The 18,874-nt window shown below is 59.5% G+C and carries 15 protein-coding genes; 8 read left to right on the forward strand and 7 right to left on the reverse strand.

Annotation, left to right across the window (positions count from 1 at the left end; translation table 11 throughout):
• Nucleotides 1–101 precede the first annotated feature (101 nt).
• The 4 genes from gatB to pepN all read right to left on the reverse strand — a co-directional run bounded on the left by gatB (nt 102) and on the right by pepN (nt 6,061).
• On the reverse strand, nt 102–1,613 hold the full coding sequence (gatB, locus tag I9184_RS02100) for an Asp-tRNA(Asn)/Glu-tRNA(Gln) amidotransferase subunit GatB (protein ID WP_209832547.1): 1,512 nt from the start codon (nt 1,611–1,613) through the stop codon (nt 102–104).
• An 81-nt stretch (nt 1,614–1,694) separates the two neighbouring features.
• Nucleotides 1,695–2,954 carry a hypothetical protein gene (locus tag I9184_RS02105; protein WP_245217960.1) on the reverse strand — a complete coding sequence of 420 codons (1,260 nt, stop codon included), beginning with the start codon at nt 2,952–2,954 and terminating at the stop codon, nt 1,695–1,697.
• 129 nt (nt 2,955–3,083) lie between these two features.
• On the reverse strand, nt 3,084–3,512 hold the full coding sequence (locus tag I9184_RS02110) for a hypothetical protein (RefSeq protein ID WP_171722931.1): 429 nt from the start codon (nt 3,510–3,512) through the stop codon (nt 3,084–3,086).
• Complete coding sequence (gene pepN / locus I9184_RS02115; protein ID WP_209832549.1) at nt 3,509–6,061, reverse strand: aminopeptidase N; 2,553 nt, start codon at nt 6,059–6,061, stop codon at nt 3,509–3,511. Before pepN ends, I9184_RS02110 begins: the two co-directional genes overlap by 4 nt.
• Before the next feature lie 206 nt (nt 6,062–6,267).
• Between pepN and I9184_RS02120 the strand changes: the two genes are divergently transcribed.
• The 3 genes from I9184_RS02120 (at nt 6,268) to I9184_RS02130 (ending at nt 9,900) form a co-directional block, all read left to right on the forward strand.
• Nucleotides 6,268–8,403: a malate synthase G gene (locus tag I9184_RS02120; protein WP_209832551.1), complete on the forward strand. Its 2,136-nt coding sequence runs from the start codon at nt 6,268–6,270 to the stop codon at nt 8,401–8,403.
• 71 nt (nt 8,404–8,474) lie between these two features.
• Nucleotides 8,475–8,900: a heme-binding protein gene (locus tag I9184_RS02125; RefSeq protein ID WP_152458631.1), complete on the forward strand. Its 426-nt coding sequence runs from the start codon at nt 8,475–8,477 to the stop codon at nt 8,898–8,900.
• Nucleotides 8,901–9,120: 220 nt separating this feature from the next.
• Nucleotides 9,121–9,900, forward strand: a complete 780-nt coding sequence (locus I9184_RS02130) for a gamma-glutamyl-gamma-aminobutyrate hydrolase family protein (protein ID WP_209832553.1) — start codon at nt 9,121–9,123, stop codon at nt 9,898–9,900.
• A gap of 46 nt (nt 9,901–9,946) precedes the next feature.
• On the opposite strand, the gene I9184_RS02135 is transcribed toward I9184_RS02130, so the two are convergent.
• Together I9184_RS02135 and I9184_RS02140 are read right to left on the reverse strand one after the other, a co-directional pair.
• Nucleotides 9,947–12,187 (reverse strand): molybdopterin cofactor-binding domain-containing protein, encoded by a 2,241-nt coding sequence (locus tag I9184_RS02135; protein WP_209832555.1) that lies wholly within the window; start codon nt 12,185–12,187, stop codon nt 9,947–9,949.
• A gap of 3 nt (nt 12,188–12,190) precedes the next feature.
• Entirely contained in the window at nt 12,191–12,655 is a 465-nt protein-coding gene (locus I9184_RS02140; protein WP_209832557.1) for a (2Fe-2S)-binding protein, read from the reverse strand.
• 99 nt (nt 12,656–12,754) lie between these two features.
• Between I9184_RS02140 and I9184_RS02145 the strand changes: the two genes are divergently transcribed.
• Nucleotides 12,755–13,333: a TetR/AcrR family transcriptional regulator gene (locus I9184_RS02145; protein WP_209832559.1), complete on the forward strand. Its 579-nt coding sequence runs from the start codon at nt 12,755–12,757 to the stop codon at nt 13,331–13,333.
• On the opposite strand, the gene kynU is transcribed toward I9184_RS02145, so the two are convergent.
• Nucleotides 13,326–14,519 (reverse strand): kynureninase, encoded by a 1,194-nt coding sequence (kynU, locus tag I9184_RS02150; protein WP_209832561.1) that lies wholly within the window; start codon nt 14,517–14,519, stop codon nt 13,326–13,328. The two genes, I9184_RS02145 and kynU, sit on opposite strands and share 8 nt — an antisense overlap.
• A 174-nt stretch (nt 14,520–14,693) precedes the next feature.
• Here kynU and I9184_RS02155 point away from each other — a divergent pair, with 174 nt between their 5' ends.
• The 4 genes from I9184_RS02155 to I9184_RS02170 all read left to right on the forward strand — a co-directional run bounded on the left by I9184_RS02155 (nt 14,694) and on the right by I9184_RS02170 (nt 18,830).
• Entirely contained in the window at nt 14,694–15,143 is a 450-nt protein-coding gene (locus I9184_RS02155) for an isoprenylcysteine carboxylmethyltransferase family protein (protein ID WP_209832563.1), read from the forward strand.
• A gap of 129 nt (nt 15,144–15,272) precedes the next feature.
• Complete coding sequence (locus I9184_RS02160; protein ID WP_171631071.1) at nt 15,273–16,844, forward strand: Re/Si-specific NAD(P)(+) transhydrogenase subunit alpha; 1,572 nt, start codon at nt 15,273–15,275, stop codon at nt 16,842–16,844.
• Nucleotides 16,845–16,857: 13 nt separating this feature from the next.
• Nucleotides 16,858–18,312 carry an NAD(P)(+) transhydrogenase (Re/Si-specific) subunit beta gene (locus I9184_RS02165; RefSeq protein ID WP_152458621.1) on the forward strand — a complete coding sequence of 485 codons (1,455 nt, stop codon included), beginning with the start codon at nt 16,858–16,860 and terminating at the stop codon, nt 18,310–18,312.
• A 161-nt stretch (nt 18,313–18,473) separates the two neighbouring features.
• Nucleotides 18,474–18,830, forward strand: coding sequence for a VOC family protein (locus I9184_RS02170; RefSeq protein WP_171631075.1), 357 nt, complete (start codon nt 18,474–18,476; stop codon nt 18,828–18,830).
• Nucleotides 18,831–18,874: the final 44 nt, after the last annotated feature.

Raw genomic sequence — 18,874 nt, forward strand, 5'->3', positions numbered from 1 at the left:
AGTCAAGCCGATGGCTTGACCCCAAGTCTTAAGATTTTGTGAGAAACCGGATAGTACAAACCCGCCAAAGATTGCCGGCAGGCTTGTACAAAACGAAAGGTTTACGAGCCCAGCTTCTTGCTGACCAGTTCGTTGACGGCTTTCGGGTTCGCCTTGCCGCCGGTGGCTTTCATGACCTGACCCACGAACCAGCCCGCCAGTTTCGGGTTCACCTTGGCCTTCTCGACCTGCGCCGGGTTGGCGGCGATGATCTCGTCCAGCGCGGCCTCGATCGCGCCGGTGTCGGTCACCTGTTTCATGCCGCGATCCTCGACGATCTGCGCCGGGTCGCCGCCTTCGGTATAGACGATCTCGAACAGCTCTTTGGCGATCTTGCCCGAAATCGCGTCCGAGGCGATCAGGTCGATGATCCCGCCCAGCTGCGCGGGCGAAACCGGCGAGTCGGTGATATCGCGGTCGTCTTTCTTCAGGCGGCCGAACAGCTCGTTGATGACCCAGTTCGCCGCCAGTTTTCCGTTACGGCCCTTGGCCACTTCCTCGAAATAGGCGGCGGATTCGACCTCGGCGGTCAGCACTGATGCGTCATAGTCGGTCAGGCCGAACTCATTGATGAAGCGCGCCTTTTTCTCGTCCGGCAGCTCGGGCAGCCTGGCGGCGATATCATCGACCCATGCTTGTTCGATCTCCAGCGGCAGCAGGTCGGGGTCGGGGAAATAGCGGTAATCATGCGCTTCTTCCTTGGACCGCATCGAACGGGTTTCACCCTTGTCCGGGTCATACAGACGGGTTTCCTGCTCGACCTTGCCACCACCTTCGACGATGGCGATCTGACGGCGGGCTTCGACCTCGATCGCTTGCTGGATGAAGCGCATCGAGTTCATGTTCTTGATCTCGCAGCGCGTGCCCAGATGCGAAAAATCCTGTGTTTCCTGATACTTCTCATAGGCGCCGGGCAAACAGATCGAGACGTTCACATCGGCCCGCAGGTTGCCGTTCTGCATGTTGCCGTCGCAGGTGCCCAGGTAACGCATGATCTGACGCAGCTTGGCGATATAGGCCGCGGCCTCTTCCGGCCCGCGGATGTCGGGGCGGCTCACGATCTCCATTAGGCAGACACCGGTGCGGTTCAGGTCGACGAAGGACATATGCGGATCCATGTCGTGAATCGACTTGCCCGCGTCTTGTTCCATGTGGATACGCTCGATCCGCACCTTGCGCGCGGTACCGTCGCCCAGTTCGACCAGCACTTCGCCTTCGCCCACGATCGGGTGATACAACTGGGAAATCTGATACCCTTGCGGCAGGTCGGGGTAGAAATAATTCTTGCGGTCAAAGGCCGATTTCAGATTGATATCCGCCTTCAGGCCCAGCCCTGTGCGCACAGCTTGCTCAACGCAGTATTCGTTGATCACCGGCAGCATCCCCGGCATCGCCGCGTCCACGAAAGCCACGTTTGAATTCGGTTCCGCCCCGAATTGGGTGGATGCACCCGAAAACAGCTTGGCATTGGATGAGACCTGAGCATGCACCTCCATCCCGATCACCAGTTCCCAATCGTGCTTGGCCCCGGCAATGGTTTTGGGTTTGGGCATTTCGTATGTCAGATCGAGCATGGCGCGCCTCATTTCCGCAGAAGTCTAAGCCTGCGTATTAGGCCCGGCAGGGCTTAGGGGCAAGGGGGAATCCTGTCGTGTTCAGTTCTGGGAAAACCGCAGGCCCGACGGTGTGAATGTCACATCCATACCGCTGCGCAGTTCTTCCCGGAACAGATCCGAGATGGCGCGCAAGGCATCGCGCTGACCGCGCGCTGCAAATCGTTCGGGCGAGTTTATGCGGACGGAATTGTTGAAACCGTTGGCCGCATGCGCCCAGATCAACGGGTGCAATTCAGTCAGGTGATCGCGGATAAGCCGGTTTGCCGTGTCACGCATCTGCGAACGGACAAGGTCGGCCTGATCGTTCAGGCCAAATCCGTTCTGGACAGTGATCGCGCAGTAGGATGACAGCATGTTGATCATCTGCTGATCAGGCCGCAGGCGCAGGATATCGCGCAGGCCTTCAAGGAAATACTCGATATCGACGCGGGCACAGGCCTCTTCGTCCAATGCGATGGCGTCGAACTGAACCCATGTGTATCCGCCCGCGCCCCAGATATCCTGTGTCCTGGCGGCTGTACGCAAGGCTTGCAGCTCCAGCTCTTCGTAGCTGCCGAACCACCGGGGCAGAAGATGGCTGCCCATCGCGCGCATGTGGCGCTGATTGCATGGATCCAGCGTGATCAGCCGTTCATATTCTTCGGCCACCCGCGCGTTGGATTTGCGCTGGCCAGCCAGCAGCGCACATCCGGTCGCTGCAATCAGGGGGCTGTCGGGAGCATCCTTTCTGCATTTGGGCAGGATTGCTGCGGCCCGGTCGAAATGCGCGGCGCAGCGTGACCGGTGCAAAGGTGGCAGCGTCGCGTCCGAGGCCGTACCGCGCCATGCCCACGCCAGATCGATATGGGCAAGGGCAACAACGGTGGCGATCATCGGGTCATAGGGGTTGTCTGCCATCTCGCCTTCAAGTTCCGAGATGCCACCCAACAGGTCGTAATCCGAGATGGCCGCGCCATCCGAGAGCGCATGTTCAGCGGCCAGAACAACGTCAGACCTTGCACCGAACGCCAGCAGATCGGCCACCGGCATACCATCCGCAACGGCGGCGCGATCCTGATCAGCCACGCGCATTTCCTGCGATAGCTCTGCCCAGCGGTCCTGCCGGGCGAGATAGCGGCCATGTTCGATCGTGGAATGTCCGATCAGATCATCGCGGTCGGATTTTGCGACGGGAATATTCAGCTGACCCTGCTCGGGCAAGGCGGCCGCAAGCGCGGATTTTGTCGCGCACAGATCTGCTGAAACATTTGTAGGAGTAGCTGTGGATGGGGCGAACAGTGCCCTTAGCGACCGAAACATGGCGATACTCAAAACTGTAAAAACGTATAACTGACACCGAAGTCTGGCGGGATATCGGGTTCAAATCAAGTAAATTGCCGATTAATTTCTTCTTTTCGTGTCCAATTCACCATTCAAGGGTCCAGTGTTTCAGAAAACAGTGAAATGATGCCGTTCTACGCGAAATCCGGCTTGTTTCAGAAGGGTTTCCAAATCCAGATGCGCCGGCAGCGACTCATCCGGCAGACGGATTCGTTTGCCGGAATGCAAAACGATCGACACTCGAACCGAGAAATCCCAACGGGTGTCAAAGCGGAAATGGTCGATGTCGCGCAGCGCGACCTCTGCCTGCCGGTTCCCCGTGAACCAGCTTAGCGCATCCTGATCCAATTGCATGCCTGCGCTGGTGTTCTGAACCACGTCCCAAAGTGCGGGCAGGGTGGCCAAAGACAGCAGCCCCGTGATCCACCAGGCCGCGTCAAACAGGACAACCAGCGTCAGCAACGCCGCATAAACGCCGGCCAGGATGGCCAGCGTTCGCAAATTCCGGTTGCTGCGGGCAAAGCTGTAAGGCGTCATGCGCCGAGGATGCGGGACACCATTTCGGTCGTGTCCCGCGACAGGTTCGGTGTTTCCGCGATGCGGGAAAGCTGCGCACGCATCAGGGCCTGACGATCCGGATCATACCGTTTCCAGGTCTGGAACGCCGAGCACATTCGGGCCGTGGTCTGTGGGTTTACCGGGTCCAGACGGATCAGCCAGTCGGCCAGCAGGGCGTATCCGGCGCCATCCGGCTGGTGGAACCCTGCGTGGTTCATCGCCAAGGCCCCCATGACGGCGCGGAACCTGTTCGGGTTTTTCCAGTTGAAATCGGAATGCTCGGTCAGGGTCGCGGCAATTGTGGGTGTAGCCTCGGGTGCTGCCATCGCGACTTGCAGGCCAAACCACTTGTCCATGACCAACCGGTCATGCTGCCACTGGTCGTAGAAGGCATCCAACTGCGCCTCACCCTTGCGGGCGCGTAAAAGGCAAGACAGCGCCGTCAGTTGCAATGTCATGTTGTCTGCCTTGTCGTACACCTCGGCCGCCATCGCCCCGCCGTCCAGGCGAGAGGTCAGCGCCAGCGCGGCGCTGCCAAGTGCCCGTTTGCCGGACTGCTCGGCGTTCGGGCTGTAGGGGCCGTCCACCAAAGCCTCACTGTGCAGGCGGGGCAGCAAATCTTGTACGGTCTGGGCTGTTGCCTGCCGCAACGTTTCCACTGCGGTCCAGATCGCCATAGGGTCGGGCGTGTGGCCACGGTCGTGCAGGGCCGCTGCCAATTCCGATTGTGTCGGCAATCCTAGCATCAACGCACGATAGGCCGGGTCCAGTTCGTCATTGCGCAGCACAGTCAACACGCCGTCAAGGTAATCGGTATCCGGTGCCGCATCCTTAAGGATCATCCGCATCAGGGTGTCCTGCGCCAGATCCCGTCCTGCCTGCCAACGGTTAAACGGGTCCGTGTCATGCGCCAGAAGAAACGCGCGTTGCGCGTTCGACTGGTCATGTTCCAGAATGACAGGTGCCGAGAAATCGCGCAGGATCGATGCTGTGGGTTTCGCCGCCAGGCCAGTGAACGCAAAGCTCTGTTCGGCCTGCGTCAGTTCCAGCACTTCGGTCGCGCGAACCTCATCGCCGTTTGGCCCAATCAGGCCGACTGCAACCGGGATGACCTGAGGCAGTTTCTCCTCCTGTCCCGGCGTGGGATCGGTTCGCTGTTTCAGCGTAAGTGTATAGGTGCCGTCGGCCCAGTCTTCCTGAACCCTGACGCGCGGAGTGCCCGACTGGCTGTACCAACGTTTGAATTGTGTCAGATCGCGCCCGGTGGTGTCTTCGAAAACCTTCAGCCAGTCCTCGATCGTGCAGGCCTGACCGTCATGGCGTTCAAAATACAGATCAAGCGCCTTGGCATAGGCCGCATCCCCGACCAACCGTTTCAGCATGCCGATCACCTCGGCGCCCTTCTCATAGACGGTGGCGGTATAGAAGTTGTTGATCTCCTGAAAGCTTTCTGGGCGCACAGGATGCGACAACGGCCCGTTGTCCTCGGGGAACTGCCGGGCACGCAGGTCTATGGCATCGTGGATGCGCTTTACCGGGGCCGAGCGCATGTCCGATGTGAATTGCGCATCCCGGAATACTGTCAGACCTTCCTTGAGGCACAGCTGGAACCAGTCGCGGCAGGTGATGCGGTTGCCGGTCCAGTTGTGGAAATACTCATGCGCGATGATCGCCTCGATCCGTTCGAAATTGGCGTCGGTCGAAGTTTCGGGACTGGCGAGAACGGCCGACGAGTTGAAGATGTTCAGCCCCTTGTTTTCCATAGCGCCCATGTTGAAGTCATCGACGGCGACGATGTTGAAGACGTCCAGGTCGTATTCACGGCCATAGACATCCTCGTCCCATTTCATCGACTTCTTCAACGCCTCCATGCCGAAGGCGCATTTTCCCTCGTCTCCGGGACGGACCCAGAGGTTCAGTTCGACGGTGCGACCTGATCTGGTGGTGAACTGACCGGGATGTGCAATCAGGTCTCCGGCGACCAGAGCGAACAGATAGGCGGGTTTTGGCCATGGATCGACCCATTCGGCCCAACCTTCACCCTTGCCCGACGGGTTGCCGTTCGACAGCAGAACCGGCAGGTCGCCGTTGATCCGAACTGTGAAGGTGGACATCACGTCGGGACGGTCGGGATAGAAGGTGATCTTGCGGAACCCCTCGGCCTCGCACTGGGTGCAGTACATGCCGTTCGACATGTACAGACCTTCCAGCGCGGTATTGTTGCCGGGGTCGATTTCAACCTCGGCTTCCCACAGGAACGGGGCGTCCGGGACATCTGCGGTTAGTCCTTTGTCGGTCACGTCTGGCGTGATCTCGGCCCCGTCAATGGCGGCGCGGATCAAGTTCAGTTCTTCCCCGTGCAGAAAGAAGGTGCGGTCGGTTGCGTCAGGATTGGGCCGGAACGCAATGCGCGAGGTGACGCGCGTGGCGTGCGCGTCCAGATCAAAAGTCAGGTGCACGCTGTCCACCAGATAGCCAAACGGTGTGTAGTCTTTCAGGTAGATCGTGGTGGGGGCAGCGTCGCGCATCTTGGGCCTCGTATCTGTTCGGGACTGGCGCGACGTTAGGGGCTTCGTTCGGGCGCTGCAACCGGCCCTGCCATTGCCTTGAGGTTTTTGAAACAGCTTCAAGCAAAAGCGAATGCCCCAAATGACGGGATGAAAGTTGCCTATCGGAAACTTTCCGCCTAAGTCACAGTGCATACAATGGCGCACAATCGCAGGAGAGCAGGAATATGACGGACAGACAAACCCTGAGCGGACTGCAGATCGATCCGGTATTGGCTGAGTTCATCGAGACGCAGGCGCTGCCGGGCACGGGCGTCTCTTCGCAGAAGTTCTGGGACGGCATGGCGCGGATGGTGGACGAACTGGGGCCGAAAAACCGTGAGCTGCTGGCCAAACGGGCCGAGATCCAAAGCCGCATCGATGGGTGGCACATGTCCCGAAAGGGGCAGAACACCGATGCCGCTGAATATGAGGCTTTCCTGAAAGAGATCGGGTATCTGGTCGAAGAAGGCGACGCGTTCCAGATTGAAACGGCCAAGGTCGACCCCGAGATCGCCCTGACCCCGGGCCCGCAACTGGTTGTTCCGATTACCAATGCACGCTTTGCCCTAAACGCGGCCAACGCGCGCTGGGGCAGCCTGTATGATGCGCTGTACGGAACCGATGCAATGGGGGATCTGCCGGCAAGCGGTGGCTATGATGCGGCGCGCGGCGCACGGGTGATCGCATGGGCCAAGGCGTTTCTGGATGATGCCGTGCCTCTGGCGTCGGGATCATGGGCGGATGTCACCGAACTGGGCATCACCGACGGTGCGTTGACCCCTGCGCTGGGCGATCCCGCTCAATTTGCCGGGTTTGGCGGTTCGGCGGACACGCCCGACTTTGTGCTGTTGAAAAACAACGGCCTGCACATCCAGATCATGATCGACTCCACAAGCAACATAGGCGCGACCGATCCCGCAGGCATTGCAGATGTCCAGTTGGAATCCGCACTGTCCACCATCATGGATTGCGAAGACTCGGTTGCCTGTGTCGATGCCGCCGACAAGGTTGTGGCCTATGGCAACTGGTTGGGCCTCATGAAAGGCGACCTGACCGAAGAGGTCACCAAGGGCGGCACAACGTTCACTCGGAAACTGGCCGAGGACCTGAGCTTTACCACTCCGTCGGGTGATCAGGCCAGGCTGAAAGGCCGGTCCCTGATGCTGGTGCGCAACGTGGGTCACCTGATGACCAACCCGGCCGTGCTTGACGCAGAAGGGCGCGAGATCGGCGAAGGCTTGATGGATGCTCTGTGCACCACCCTGATCGCCATGCACGACCTGAAGCAGGACGGGGGCAATTCTGTTGAGGGCTCTGTCTATGTGGTGAAGCCCAAGATGCACGGGCCCGAGGAAGTTGCGTTCTCGGTCGAGATATTCGACATGGTCGAAGACATTCTGGGCCTGCCGCGCAACACGGTGAAGCTGGGCATCATGGATGAGGAACGCCGCACCTCGGTCAACCTCAAAGAGTGCATTCGCGCCGCAAAATCACGCGTCGCCTTTATCAATACGGGTTTCCTGGACCGGACCGGCGACGAAATTCATACCTCGATGGAGGCCGGTCCGATGCTGCCCAAGGGCGACATCAAGAATACGCCATGGATTGCGGCCTATGAAGATCGCAATGTCGATATTGGTCTGGCCTGTGGCCTGAAGGGCAAGGCGCAGATCGGCAAGGGCATGTGGGCCATGCCGGATCGCATGGGCGATATGCTTGAGGCCAAGATCGGCCACCCCATGGCCGGAGCGACATGTGCCTGGGTGCCGTCGCCCACGGCCGCGACCCTGCACGCAACGCATTACCACAAGGTCGATGTGCTGGCCAGTCAGGACGAGCTGGCCGCAGGCGGCGCACGTGGTACGTTGAAGGATCTGTTGACCATCCCCTTGCTGGCTGGACGCAATCTGAGTGACGAGGAAATCACGCGTGAACTTGAAAACAATGCGCAGGGTATCCTCGGCTATGTCGTGCGTTGGGTCGATCAGGGCGTGGGCTGTTCCAAGGTGCCCGACATCAACGATGTCGGCCTGATGGAAGACCGCGCGACGTGTCGGATTTCGTCGCAGGCACTGGCCAACTGGCTGCATCACAGCATCGTGGATGAAGCTCAGGTCATGGCCGCACTGCAAAAGATGGCCGCCGTCGTGGATCGCCAGAATGAAGACGATCCGAATTACACACCGATGGCGCCGGGATTTGACGGTATCGCCTTTCAGGCCGCATGCGATCTGGTGTTCAAGGGCCGGGTTCAGCCCTCGGGCTATACCGAGCCGGTCCTGCATGCGCGCCGTCTGGAATTGAAAGCCAGCCAAAGATAACACCGACAAAAGCCCACAGACCAATCGTTTGCGGGCTTCGTCGAACTTCAATCTGACGAGAGGACCTTCAGATGTCAGTTTCCCTACGCAAGGCCCGCACCATCATCCGCAAAACCCTGGAAAAGGGCCGAGAGATGGAGTTGAAGCCGCTCTCAGTCGTGGTTCTGGACGCCGGTGGGCATGTCATTGCGTTCGAGCGCGAGGATGGTGCAGCACCGGGCCGGTTCGGGATTGCACAGGGCAAGGCCTATGGGTCGGTCATGCTGGGAATGGCGGGCACCGCGCAGATGCAGCGCGCTGAAACACAGGCCTATTTCATGGCCTCTGTAAATGGCGTCTATGGTGGTCAGGTCGTGCCTGTTCCGGGTGGCGTGCTGTTGCGTGATCGCAAGGGGGCCGTGATCGGCGCCGTTGGGGTTACCGGAGACACATCAGACAATGATGCGCTGGCCGCAATGGCGGGGATCGAGGCAGCCGGCCTGATCGGCGAGATTTAACAAGAGCGTTGTATTTATACGTCTTTCCCGCTGAGTGGGGAAATTTTTTCCATCGCGCAGATGTTCGTTGGAAAATTTTTCCAATTAAGCGGGGCGGGCCAGAACGTACAGTGCGTCTTCGAACACGTCCCTGCGCTTTCATGCAGGGCGTGTATTCTTGCACGTTAAAACCACTGCCGCTAGCTTCCTTGACAGGCACAACAACAGCAGGGAAAGCGGAATGTCTCGGCCTGTCGTCGGTATCATCGGCAACTCGTACCTCATGAACGATCAATACCCCACACATGCTGGGGGAACGATGAATTCGGATGCCGTGGCCAACGTGTCAGGATGTCTTCCGTTGTTGATACCCGCAGATCCGCGTTACGTGTCAGTCGATGAGTTGCTGGAGGTCTGTGACGGCTTTTTGCTGACGGGCGGTCGCCCGAACGTGCACCCGGAAGAATACGGGGAACCTGCAACCGATGCACATGGCGAATTCGACCGGGCACGAGACGCCATAACTCTGCCGTTGGTTCGGGCCTGCGTTGAAAGGGGGCAGCCGTTTTTGGGCATCTGCCGGGGGTTTCAGGAAGTCAACGTTGCCATGGGCGGAACGCTTTATCCCGAGATACGCGATCTGCCGGGGCGGATGAACCACCGGATGCCGCCCGATGGAACCCTGGAGGAAAAGTTTGCCCTGCGTCATGTGGTGACACTGGAAAACGGCGGCGTTTTCCACAAACTGTTCGGCGCAACCGAGGTCATGACCAACACCTTGCACGGTCAGGGCATCAAAACGATTGGGCAGCGCGTGGTCATTGATGGCCATGCACCGGACGGGACGCCCGAAGCGATCTACATCAAGGATGCGCCCGGCTTTACCCTGTCGGTTCAATGGCATCCGGAATGGGACGCGATCAATGACCCGGTCTCGCGCCCCCTGTTCGAAGCCTTCGGTGATGCGGTGTGTGGATGGGCCGCCGGAACGGTTCATCAGGCAGTTCAAAAATCTGCCTGAATGACACCGGCCCTGACGAGGGGGAAATCGGGCCGGTGCCGTGCGATCAGACCAGCAGGTTGAACTGATTGATCAGCGGAAGCGAACGGGCGCGCTTGCCCGTCAGGTCGAAAAGCGCATTGCCGAGTGCCGGCATCGAAGGCGGTGTTCCGGGCTCGCCCGCACCACCCATATGCTGATTGGTTTCCAGCACGCGCACCTCGACCTGCGGGGCTGTGTGAATCCGCATCGCGTCATAGTCGGAGAAGTTGAATTGCTCGACTTCGCCTTCCGCAAAGGTGATCTCACCGAAATACGCGGCAGACAGGCCGTACATCATGCCGCCGAACATCTGCGCCTTGACGTTTTCCGGGTCCAGCGCCAGCCCCATGTCGCAGGCAATCCAGGCCTTGCTGATGCGGATGGTGCCGTCTTCGTCGACCACTTCGATGACCTGGGCCACCGGAGTGCCGAAGCTGTATGTGAAAGCCACGCCCCGACCGACGCCTTCGGTCGTCTGACCCGTCCAGCCTGACATTTCCTTCACCGCTTCCAAACATCCCGCTGACGGCGCGTGTTCGTTCCTCATCAGCTCCAGCCGGAACTCCAGCGGATCACGGCCTGCGGCATGAGCCATCTCATCCATGAATGTTTCATGAAAAAAGCCGTTATGGCTGTTGCCGACCGAGCGCCAGAACCCCACGGGAACAGCCAAATCAGCAATGTGGCCGCTCATGCGGTAATTCGGTACCGCGTAGGGCTGGTTGAAGAAGCCCTCGACCAGCACTTTGTCGGGCCCTCCGCCGGGGAACCCGGTGTAGCGCTCGACCGCCTGTTGGGTCGGAGATTGGGCCGCGACCTTCCCGTCAACGAGCACGGCCTTGCCGTCCTGAACCGCGCCGCGCATCCGGGCGATGGCGCCGGGGCGGAAATAGTCGTGACGCATGTCCTCTTCGCGGCTCCAGGTCGTCTGAACCGGTGTGCCGGGCATGGCCATGGCAACCTTGGTTGCGATTTCGCCGAAATCCAGTTCGCCCCTGCGACCAAACCCGCCACCCAGATAGGTGGTGTGGATTTGGACGGCTTCGGTATCCAGACCGGCAGTGTTGGCAACGCGGAACTGAATCAGTGTGGGGGCCTGGTTGCCGCACCAGAGTTCCAACGCATTTCCCGTGTAGAGCGCGGTGGCATTCATTGGCTCCATCGTTGCATGGGCCAGATAGGGCACGCGATACTCGGCGGTGATTTCAATGGCGTTTTCCGGGCTCGCGCTGACATCGCCGTCGTCGCGCATGGTCGAGTTCGGTGCGTCGTCAAACGCCTCGGCGATCCTGGCAAAGATGTCTTCGGTTTCCGGCGGATAGGGCGCGTCGCCCCAATCGACATCAATGGCCTCGACTGCCTGATTGGCCAACCATGTGTTGCTTGCGATCACGGCCACGCCTGTGCCCAGATCGACGACCTTCTCAACCCCGGGCATGGATCTTGCGGCGCTGTCGTCAAAGCCGTTCATCACGCCGCCCAGTTTGGGGTTCATTCGCACGCTGGCGAATTTCATGCCCGGCAGGCGGACATCGACGCCGAATTCAGCGGTGCCTGTCGCCTTGCCCACCATGTCGAGACGCGGTTGGCTTTGGCCCAGATAGCGCCATTCGGACGGGTCTCGCAACGGTACCTCAACGGGTTCCAGCCCGGCGGCATCCTCGGCAAGCATTGAATAGGCGATCTTGTCGCCGTTGGGGGCAATGACATGGCCTGACGCCGTTTTCAGATCCGAGGGGTCGACGCCCAACCGGTTTGCGGCAGCGCGTTTGAGTGTTTCACGGGCCGAAGCACCGGCTTGCCGCATCCGGTCGAACCCATCTTTCATCGAGGTCGAGCCACCCGTGACTTGCAGGCTAAGCGTCTTGCCCAGAACACCCAGTGCCTCGCCCAGATTGTGCTGGAAATTCGAGATATCGTATCCCTTGTTTGGCAACCCTTCGCCCACAAGGGCCGAATTGTAATAGGCCGCCGCAGCGGGGCCGTGCAGAACGGTGATCTGATCCAGATCGACATCCAGTTCCTCGGCGATCAGCGCGGCCCATGTGGTTCGGACGCCCTGACCCATTTCCGCGCGGGGCGCGAACAATGTGACACCGTTCCGGTCAATCAGCACAAACGGGTTCAGTGCTGCCTCTCCTTCGCGGGGTTTCAAGGGGTTGGCCGCGGGGCGGGTCACGTAATAGGTGCCAAAGGCCACGCCGCCAACGATCGCGGCAGAGCCGATCAGGAACGTACGGCGGAGGATTTTTCCAACGGAAGCCATTGCTTACGCCTCCTTCAGCTTGGATGCCGCGTCATGGATTGCTGCGCGGATAAGGGGATAGGTGCCGCAGCGGCACAGGTTGCCCTGCATCGCTTCGTCGATGTCTGCGTCAGAGGGGGCCGGGTTTTCCACCAGCAATGCCGCGGCCTGCATGATCTGGCCCGACTGGCAGTATCCGCACTGCGCGACCTGATGATCGATCCAGGCCTGTTGGATCGTGGCCAGCGCGTCCGGCGAGCCGAGCCCTTCGATCGTGGTCACGTCACCCCAGACATCCGAAAGCGCCACCTGGCAGGAGCGCACGGCCTCGCCATCGATATGCACGGTGCAGGCCCCGCATGCGGCCACGCCGCAGCCGAACTTGGTGCCGGTCAGCCCGACCTCGTCCCGCAGAACCCAAAGAAGGGGGACATCATCAGGCAGATCCACCTGATGTTGCTTGCCGTTGATCTTCAGGGTCGTCGCCATGGCGCACCTCGTGTTACTGTGGCTGGATTCTGACATAATTGTAGGAAAGTGTCAGGATGTCAATTGACAAATTGAACAAAAAATGTCAGGGCTTCGAATATGAAAGACAATGGTGACGGCTCACGGCAACAGGCGATCCTGAACTCGGCGTTTCAGGCGTTTTCCACTTATGGATATAGAAAGACCTCGATGGACGACATCGCGCGCGGCGCGGGGATGTCCCGGCCGGCGGTGTATCTGCATTACAAGAACAAAGAGGCGATCGTCAGCAAGCTGACCGAGCTGTACTATGCCGAAAAGAGTGTTGCGGTGGCCGAAGCGCTGGCGACGCAGGGGTCGGTGCCCGAGGTTCTGACCCGCGCAATTCAGGCGCAGACCGAGGGGATGGCAAAAATTCTGGCCTCGCCCCACGGGCTTGAAATCCTCGACAACACAAAATCTCTGTCTGGGGAAATCATCGCGGCGGGTGAGGCCAGGCTGGCCGCGCTCTATGCGGACTGGCTGACGCAACAGGAAAAGGCGGGCCGGGTTCGCCTGCTGGCTGACGCGGCAGAGACCGGTCGGACGATCACGGCCACGCTCAAAGGGCTGAAGCTGATTGGCGCCGGCGCCGAGGTCTATGAACAGCAGGTCGCACAGGTCGCGGCCCTTTTCGGCGCCGGACTCGAAGTCAGGTAACGCGCTGACGGATCCTGTATTCGGGCGTGTCCCACAGGCGATTCTGCATGATATCGGCCATAATCCCGACGGCGCGTTCGACATCGCCTTCGTCGATATACAAAGGTGTAAAGCCGAACCGCATTATGTCGGGTGCTCGAAAATCTCCGATCACGCCTCGGGCGATCAGGGCCTGCATGGCGGCATACCCTTCCTTGAAACGGAACGAGATCTGGCTGCCACGCTGCTGCGGATCACGGGGGCTGGCCAGTTGCAGATCCGGGCAGGTTGCCTCGACGCGTTCTATGAAAAGCTCGGTCAGTTCAATCGATTTGGCCCGGACGTCGGTCATGTCCGCCAGATCCCAGATATCCATCGCAGCCGACAAGGCCGTCATCTGGATGATGGGGGGCGTTCCCACCCGCATCCGTTCAATGCCGCTGCCGGGGCGGTAGTCGAGATCGAAGGCAAACGGCGCTTCGTGCCCCAGCCATCCGGACAGGGCGGGGCGTGCGTGTTCCGCCAACCTCGGCGCGACATAGATGAAGGCCGGCGCGCCGGGGCCGCCGTTGAGGTATTTGTACGTGCACCCGACCGCGAAATCGGCGTTGCACCCTGAAAGGTCCACCGGGATGGCCCCCGCGGAATGGGCCAGATCCCAGACTGTTATCACGCCGTTGGCATGCGCCAGTTCGGTCAGTGCCTTCATGTCGTGCATCCGACCCGAGCGATAATCCACCTCGGTCAACATAAGAACAGCGACCTCTTCGGTGATTGCACCGGCCACGGCTTCGGGATCAACGACGCGCAACTCATACGCGTCCCCAAGCGAGTGCAGCAAGCCATCCGCCATATACAGGTCCGAAGGAAAGTTGCCGTTGTCCGACAGAACCACTTTGCGACCCGGATTCAGTTCAAGGGCCGAGGCCACGGCCTGATAGACCTTGATCGACAAGGTGTCTCCGGTCACCACACTGCCGGGCTCAGCTCCGATCAGGCGGCCAATCCGGTCACCAAGCGCGGTGGGCAGGGCCATCCAACCAGCCTTGTTCCATCCGGTGATCAGCATCTGGCCCCATTCATCCGTCAGCATCCGTTGCACTCGGGCACCGGCCGATTTCGGCAGGGGGCCCAGAGAATTGCCATCCAGATAGATGACGCCCTCTGGCAGGTCGAACATGGCTTTGGTTGCCGCAAAATCAGTCATGAAGGCTCGCTAACTCGTGTGAACGTCGGTGATTGCTATTGAGGTAGTCGATCCTCGATAATGAGTCCATGCGATGCGACATACTGGTCTTTTGCCATTTTGGCTCAAAAGCGGTAGGACATCGCGCAGAAGCGACATGTGCTTGATCTTGTCGTCATTCAATGAGGGCTTTGCATGCGCTGGATGGACGTTCCGCCGGTTTGGTTGATTGCTTTTGCGGCTCTTGCCTGGTTGCAGGCCAGGTATCTGAAGCTGGGCCTGTCGCTTGAGGGTGGTTTGACGGATCTTCTGAGCGGGGTGTTGATCGGAGGTGGAATCCTGATAGCTGTTCTGGCAGTGGTCGAATTCCGCCGTCACAAGACAACCGTCATCCCACATGAAACCCCGTCGTCGATGGTGCAGTCCGGCATTTACAAGCGCAGTCGCAATCCGATCTATGTGGGCGACGTTCTGATTCTTGCGGGTCTTATCCTTCGGTTTGATGCCGTGCTGTCCCTGGTTCTTTTGCCAGTCTTTGTCTGGGTGTTGGAGCGTCGGTTCATCCTGCCGGAAGAAGACCGCCTGCGTCGTACCTTTCGCGCTGATTACGCTCGCTACGAACGCAAGACACGGCGCTGGATCTAGTGTGGATTCTGCAATGACATCACGTCAAAAATGCTGCGCTTGCGAAATAATGTTGCGCAGGATACATCTTTGCTTAACAAAGAATACCGATCACCCGCTCAGAACGAGTAAGAATTAGGGGGACTGCCAGTGAAGATAGGCACGCCAAAGGAAATACTGGACGGCGAGAACCGGGTCGCGATGACACCGGACTCGGCCGTGCAACTGCAAAAACTGGGCTATGAGTGCCTGATCGAAAAAGGCGCAGGTGCTGCCGCCGGTTTTTCAGACGCGGCGTATGAGGCCGTGGGCGTTGAAGTTGTCAAGACCGCAGCATCGTTGTGGAAGGCCGCAGATATCATCGCCAAGGTTCGTATCCCGACCGAGACGGAACTGAAGCGTCTGACCAAGGGCAAGACGCTGATTTCCTTCTTCAACCCTGCCGGAAACGAAGAAGGAATGGACCTTGCCAAGTCCAAGGGCGCAAACGTGATCGCCATGGAAATGGTGCCGCGTATTTCTCGCGCGCAGAAGATGGACGCATTGTCGTCGATGGCCAACATTGCCGGCTACCGCGCCGTTATCGAGGCGGGCAACAACTTTGGTCGTTTCTTCACCGGTCAGGTGACTGCGGCTGGCAAGGTGCCGCCTGCGAAGGTTCTGATCGTCGGGGCCGGTGTTGCCGGGCTTGCCGCGATCGGTACATCGACCTCGCTGGGTGCAATCACCTACGCGTTCGACGTGCGCCCCGAGGTGGCCGAGCAGGTCGAATCGATGGGGGCCGAGTTCGTCTATCTGGACTTCGAAGAAGAACAGCAGGATGGTGCGGCCACCGGCGGGTATGCTTCCGTCCAGTCAGAAGAGTTCCGCAATGCGCAGCTGGCCAAGTTTCGAGAGCTGGCCCCGGAAATAGATATCGTCATCACCACGGCACTGATCCCCAACCGTCCGGCGCCAAAGCTGTGGCTGGAAGACATGGTCAAGGCCATGAAGCCGGGCTCGGTCATCGTTGACCTTGCGGCCGAACGCGGCGGGAACGTCGAAGGTACCGTGCCGGACGAAAAGGTGGTGACCGACAATGGCGTGACCATCATCGGCTATACCGACTTCCCCAGCCGGATGGCGGCGCAGTCTTCGTCTTTGTACGCGACCAATATCCGTCACATGATGACCGATCTGACGCCTGAAAAGGACGGCCAGATCAATCACGACATGGAAGATGACGTGATCCGCGGCGCGACCGTGACCTATGAGGGTGAGATCACCTTCCCGCCGCCACCACCCAAGGTGCAGGCAATCGCGGCGCAGAAAAAGCCCGAGGTCAAGGAACTGACCCCGGAAGAAAAGAAGGCGCAGGAAATTGCGGCCTTCAAGGCGCAGACCAAGCAGCAGTTCACCCTGCTGGGTGTTGGTGGCGTGCTGATGCTGCTGGTGGGGCTGATCGCTCCGGCCAGTTTCATGCAGCACTTCATCGTCTTCGTGCTGGCCATCTTTGTGGGCTTCCAGGTGATCTGGAACGTCGCACACAGCCTGCACACTCCGCTGATGGCGATCACCAACGCGATCTCGTCGATCATCATCGTCGGGGCCCTGATGCAGATCGGATCGGGGTCGTTCCTGGTCATTCTGTTGGCGGCACTGTCCGTCTTCATGGCCGGGATCAACATCTTCGGCGGTTTCCTCGTAACCCGGCGCATGCTCGCCATGTTCCAGAAATCTTAAGGAGGCCGGGCACATGGATTATGGCTTCACCACTGCCGCCTATGTTGTTGCGGCTGTCCTTTTCATCCTTTCGCTCGGCGGTTTGTCGAACCAGGAAAGCGCCAAGCGCGCGGTCTGGTATGGCATCGTCGGTATGGCGCTGGCGGTTTTCGCCACGCTGGTTGGCCCGGGCTCGGGTCTGTGGCTTCTGTCGCTGCTGCTGATCGCGGGCGGTGGTTTCATCGGCCAGTATGTTGCGCAGCGCGTGCAGATGACCGAGATGCCGCAGCTTGTTGCGGCGATGCACTCGCTGGTCGGTCTTGCGGCCGTGTTCGTCGGCTTCAACGCGCATTTCGAGATCGGCAACGTGGCGCAGGTCATGGCCATTGCGGACAGTGCCAGCCAGGCGGATCTGTCCGATCTGGGGTCTTTTGCCAAGTTGATTGCCAAGAAAACCCCGGCCGAGCTGGCAATCCTGCACGTGGAACTGTTCCTGGGCATCTTCATTGGTGCGATCACCTTCACCGGGTCGGTCGTCGCCTATGGCAAGCTGGCGGGCAAGGTGACCTCGGCAGCGACAAAGCTGCCCGGTGGCCATGCGCTGAACGCGGCGGCGGCGGGTCTCTCGCTGATCTGCCTGATCTGGTACACATCGACAGGGGGTCTGTTCCCGCTGATCCTGATGACGCTGGCAGCGTTGTTCATCGGCTATCATCTGATCATGGGCATCGGTGGTGCCGACATGCCGGTGGTTGTGTCGATGCTGAACAGCTATTCGGGTTGGGCGGCTGCGGCGATCGGTTTCTCGCTGGGCAACGACCTACTGATCGTGGTGGGTGCGCTGGTGGGCTCGTCTGGTGCGATCCTGTCCTACATCATGTGCAAGGCGATGAACCGCCACTTTGTCAGCGTGATACTTGGCGGTTTTGGCGGCCCGCAGGGCGAACAGATGGCCGTTGAAGGCGAACAGATCGCAATCGAGGCCGATGGCGTTGCTGCAGCCCTGAACGACGCGGACAGCGTGATCATCATTCCGGGCTATGGCATGGCTGTGGCACAGGCGCAGCAATCGGTTTCCGAACTGGTGCGCAAGCTGCGGGCCAAGGGCAAGAACGTTCGTTTCGCAATCCACCCTGTGGCGGGCCGCTTGCCGGGCCACATGAACGTTTTGCTGGCCGAAGCGAAGGTGCCGTATGATATCGTTCTGGAAATGGACGAAATCAACGACGACTTTCCGGACACGGATGTGGCAATCGTCATCGGCTCGAACGACATCGTGAACCCTGCGGCACAGGAAGATCCCAACAGTCCCATCGCCGGCATGCCGGTTCTGGAATGCTGGAAAGCCAAGCAGGTCTTTGTCTCGAAACGTGGTCAGGGCACCGGGTATTCTGGCATCGAAAACCCGCTGTTCTTCAAAGAGAACACCCGCATGTTCTACGGCGACGCCAAGGAGTCGCTGGACAAGCTGCTGCCGATGATCGATTGATCGTCGCGTTTGATCCGATTGCAAAGGGCGCCTTTGGGCGCCCTTTTCTTTTTGAACTTGTATGGGGGCGTTGCCCCCAAACCCCCAGGATATTTCCAGCCAGATGAAGCAGGCGGAGTGTGGTAGTCTGGGGTGGCGGCACAGATGGCAGGAGGTCGAGGATGGAGAAAGTGAATGGTATTGGCGGAGTGTTCTTTCGCGCCCGCGACCCTAAAGCGCTGAGCGCCTGGTATGAGAAGCACCTGGGCGTCAATCATTATGACCCCGTGCCTTGGAAGCAGCGTGAAGGCTATACGGTCTTTGCGCCATTCGCGGAGGACACCGCGTATTTCGGGCGGGCCGATCAGCAGTGGATGATCAATTTTCGTGTCGATGATCTGGGCGCGCTGACGGCGCAGCTTGAGCAGGCTGGAATCACGGTGGAAACCAATCCTGACTGGGACAGCGAAGTTGGAAAATTTGCCCGCATCCATGATCCCGAAGGCAACCCCATCGAGCTGTGGCAGCCAAATCAATGAGATAGCAGGGTTGTATACCGTTGTACTCCTGTAAGTACGTGAAA

Source organism: Ruegeria sp. HKCCE3926 (genome assembly GCF_017872515.1).
Lineage (GTDB): Bacteria > Pseudomonadota > Alphaproteobacteria > Rhodobacterales > Rhodobacteraceae > Ruegeria.

Bases quoted from the DNA above. Each gene is read 5' to 3' on its own strand.
- gatB (WP_209832547.1), bottom strand. From the start codon at position 1,613: ATGCTCGATCTGACATACGAAATGCCCAAACCCAAAACCATTGCCGGG.
- I9184_RS02105 (WP_245217960.1), bottom strand. From the start codon at position 2,954: ATGTTTCGGTCGCTAAGGGCACTGTTCGCCCCATCCACAGCTACTCCT.
- I9184_RS02110 (WP_171722931.1), bottom strand. From the start codon at position 3,512: ATGACGCCTTACAGCTTTGCCCGCAGCAACCGGAATTTGCGAACGCTG.
- pepN (WP_209832549.1), bottom strand. From the start codon at position 6,061: ATGCGCGACGCTGCCCCCACCACGATCTACCTGAAAGACTACACACCG.
- I9184_RS02120 (WP_209832551.1), top strand. From the start codon at position 6,268: ATGACGGACAGACAAACCCTGAGCGGACTGCAGATCGATCCGGTATTG.
- I9184_RS02125 (WP_152458631.1), top strand. From the start codon at position 8,475: ATGTCAGTTTCCCTACGCAAGGCCCGCACCATCATCCGCAAAACCCTG.
- I9184_RS02130 (WP_209832553.1), top strand. From the start codon at position 9,121: ATGTCTCGGCCTGTCGTCGGTATCATCGGCAACTCGTACCTCATGAAC.
- I9184_RS02135 (WP_209832555.1), bottom strand. From the start codon at position 12,187: ATGGCTTCCGTTGGAAAAATCCTCCGCCGTACGTTCCTGATCGGCTCT.
- I9184_RS02140 (WP_209832557.1), bottom strand. From the start codon at position 12,655: ATGGCGACGACCCTGAAGATCAACGGCAAGCAACATCAGGTGGATCTG.
- I9184_RS02145 (WP_209832559.1), top strand. From the start codon at position 12,755: ATGAAAGACAATGGTGACGGCTCACGGCAACAGGCGATCCTGAACTCG.
- kynU (WP_209832561.1), bottom strand. From the start codon at position 14,519: ATGACTGATTTTGCGGCAACCAAAGCCATGTTCGACCTGCCAGAGGGC.
- I9184_RS02155 (WP_209832563.1), top strand. From the start codon at position 14,694: ATGCGCTGGATGGACGTTCCGCCGGTTTGGTTGATTGCTTTTGCGGCT.
- I9184_RS02165 (WP_152458621.1), top strand. From the start codon at position 16,858: ATGGATTATGGCTTCACCACTGCCGCCTATGTTGTTGCGGCTGTCCTT.
- I9184_RS02170 (WP_171631075.1), top strand. From the start codon at position 18,474: ATGGAGAAAGTGAATGGTATTGGCGGAGTGTTCTTTCGCGCCCGCGAC.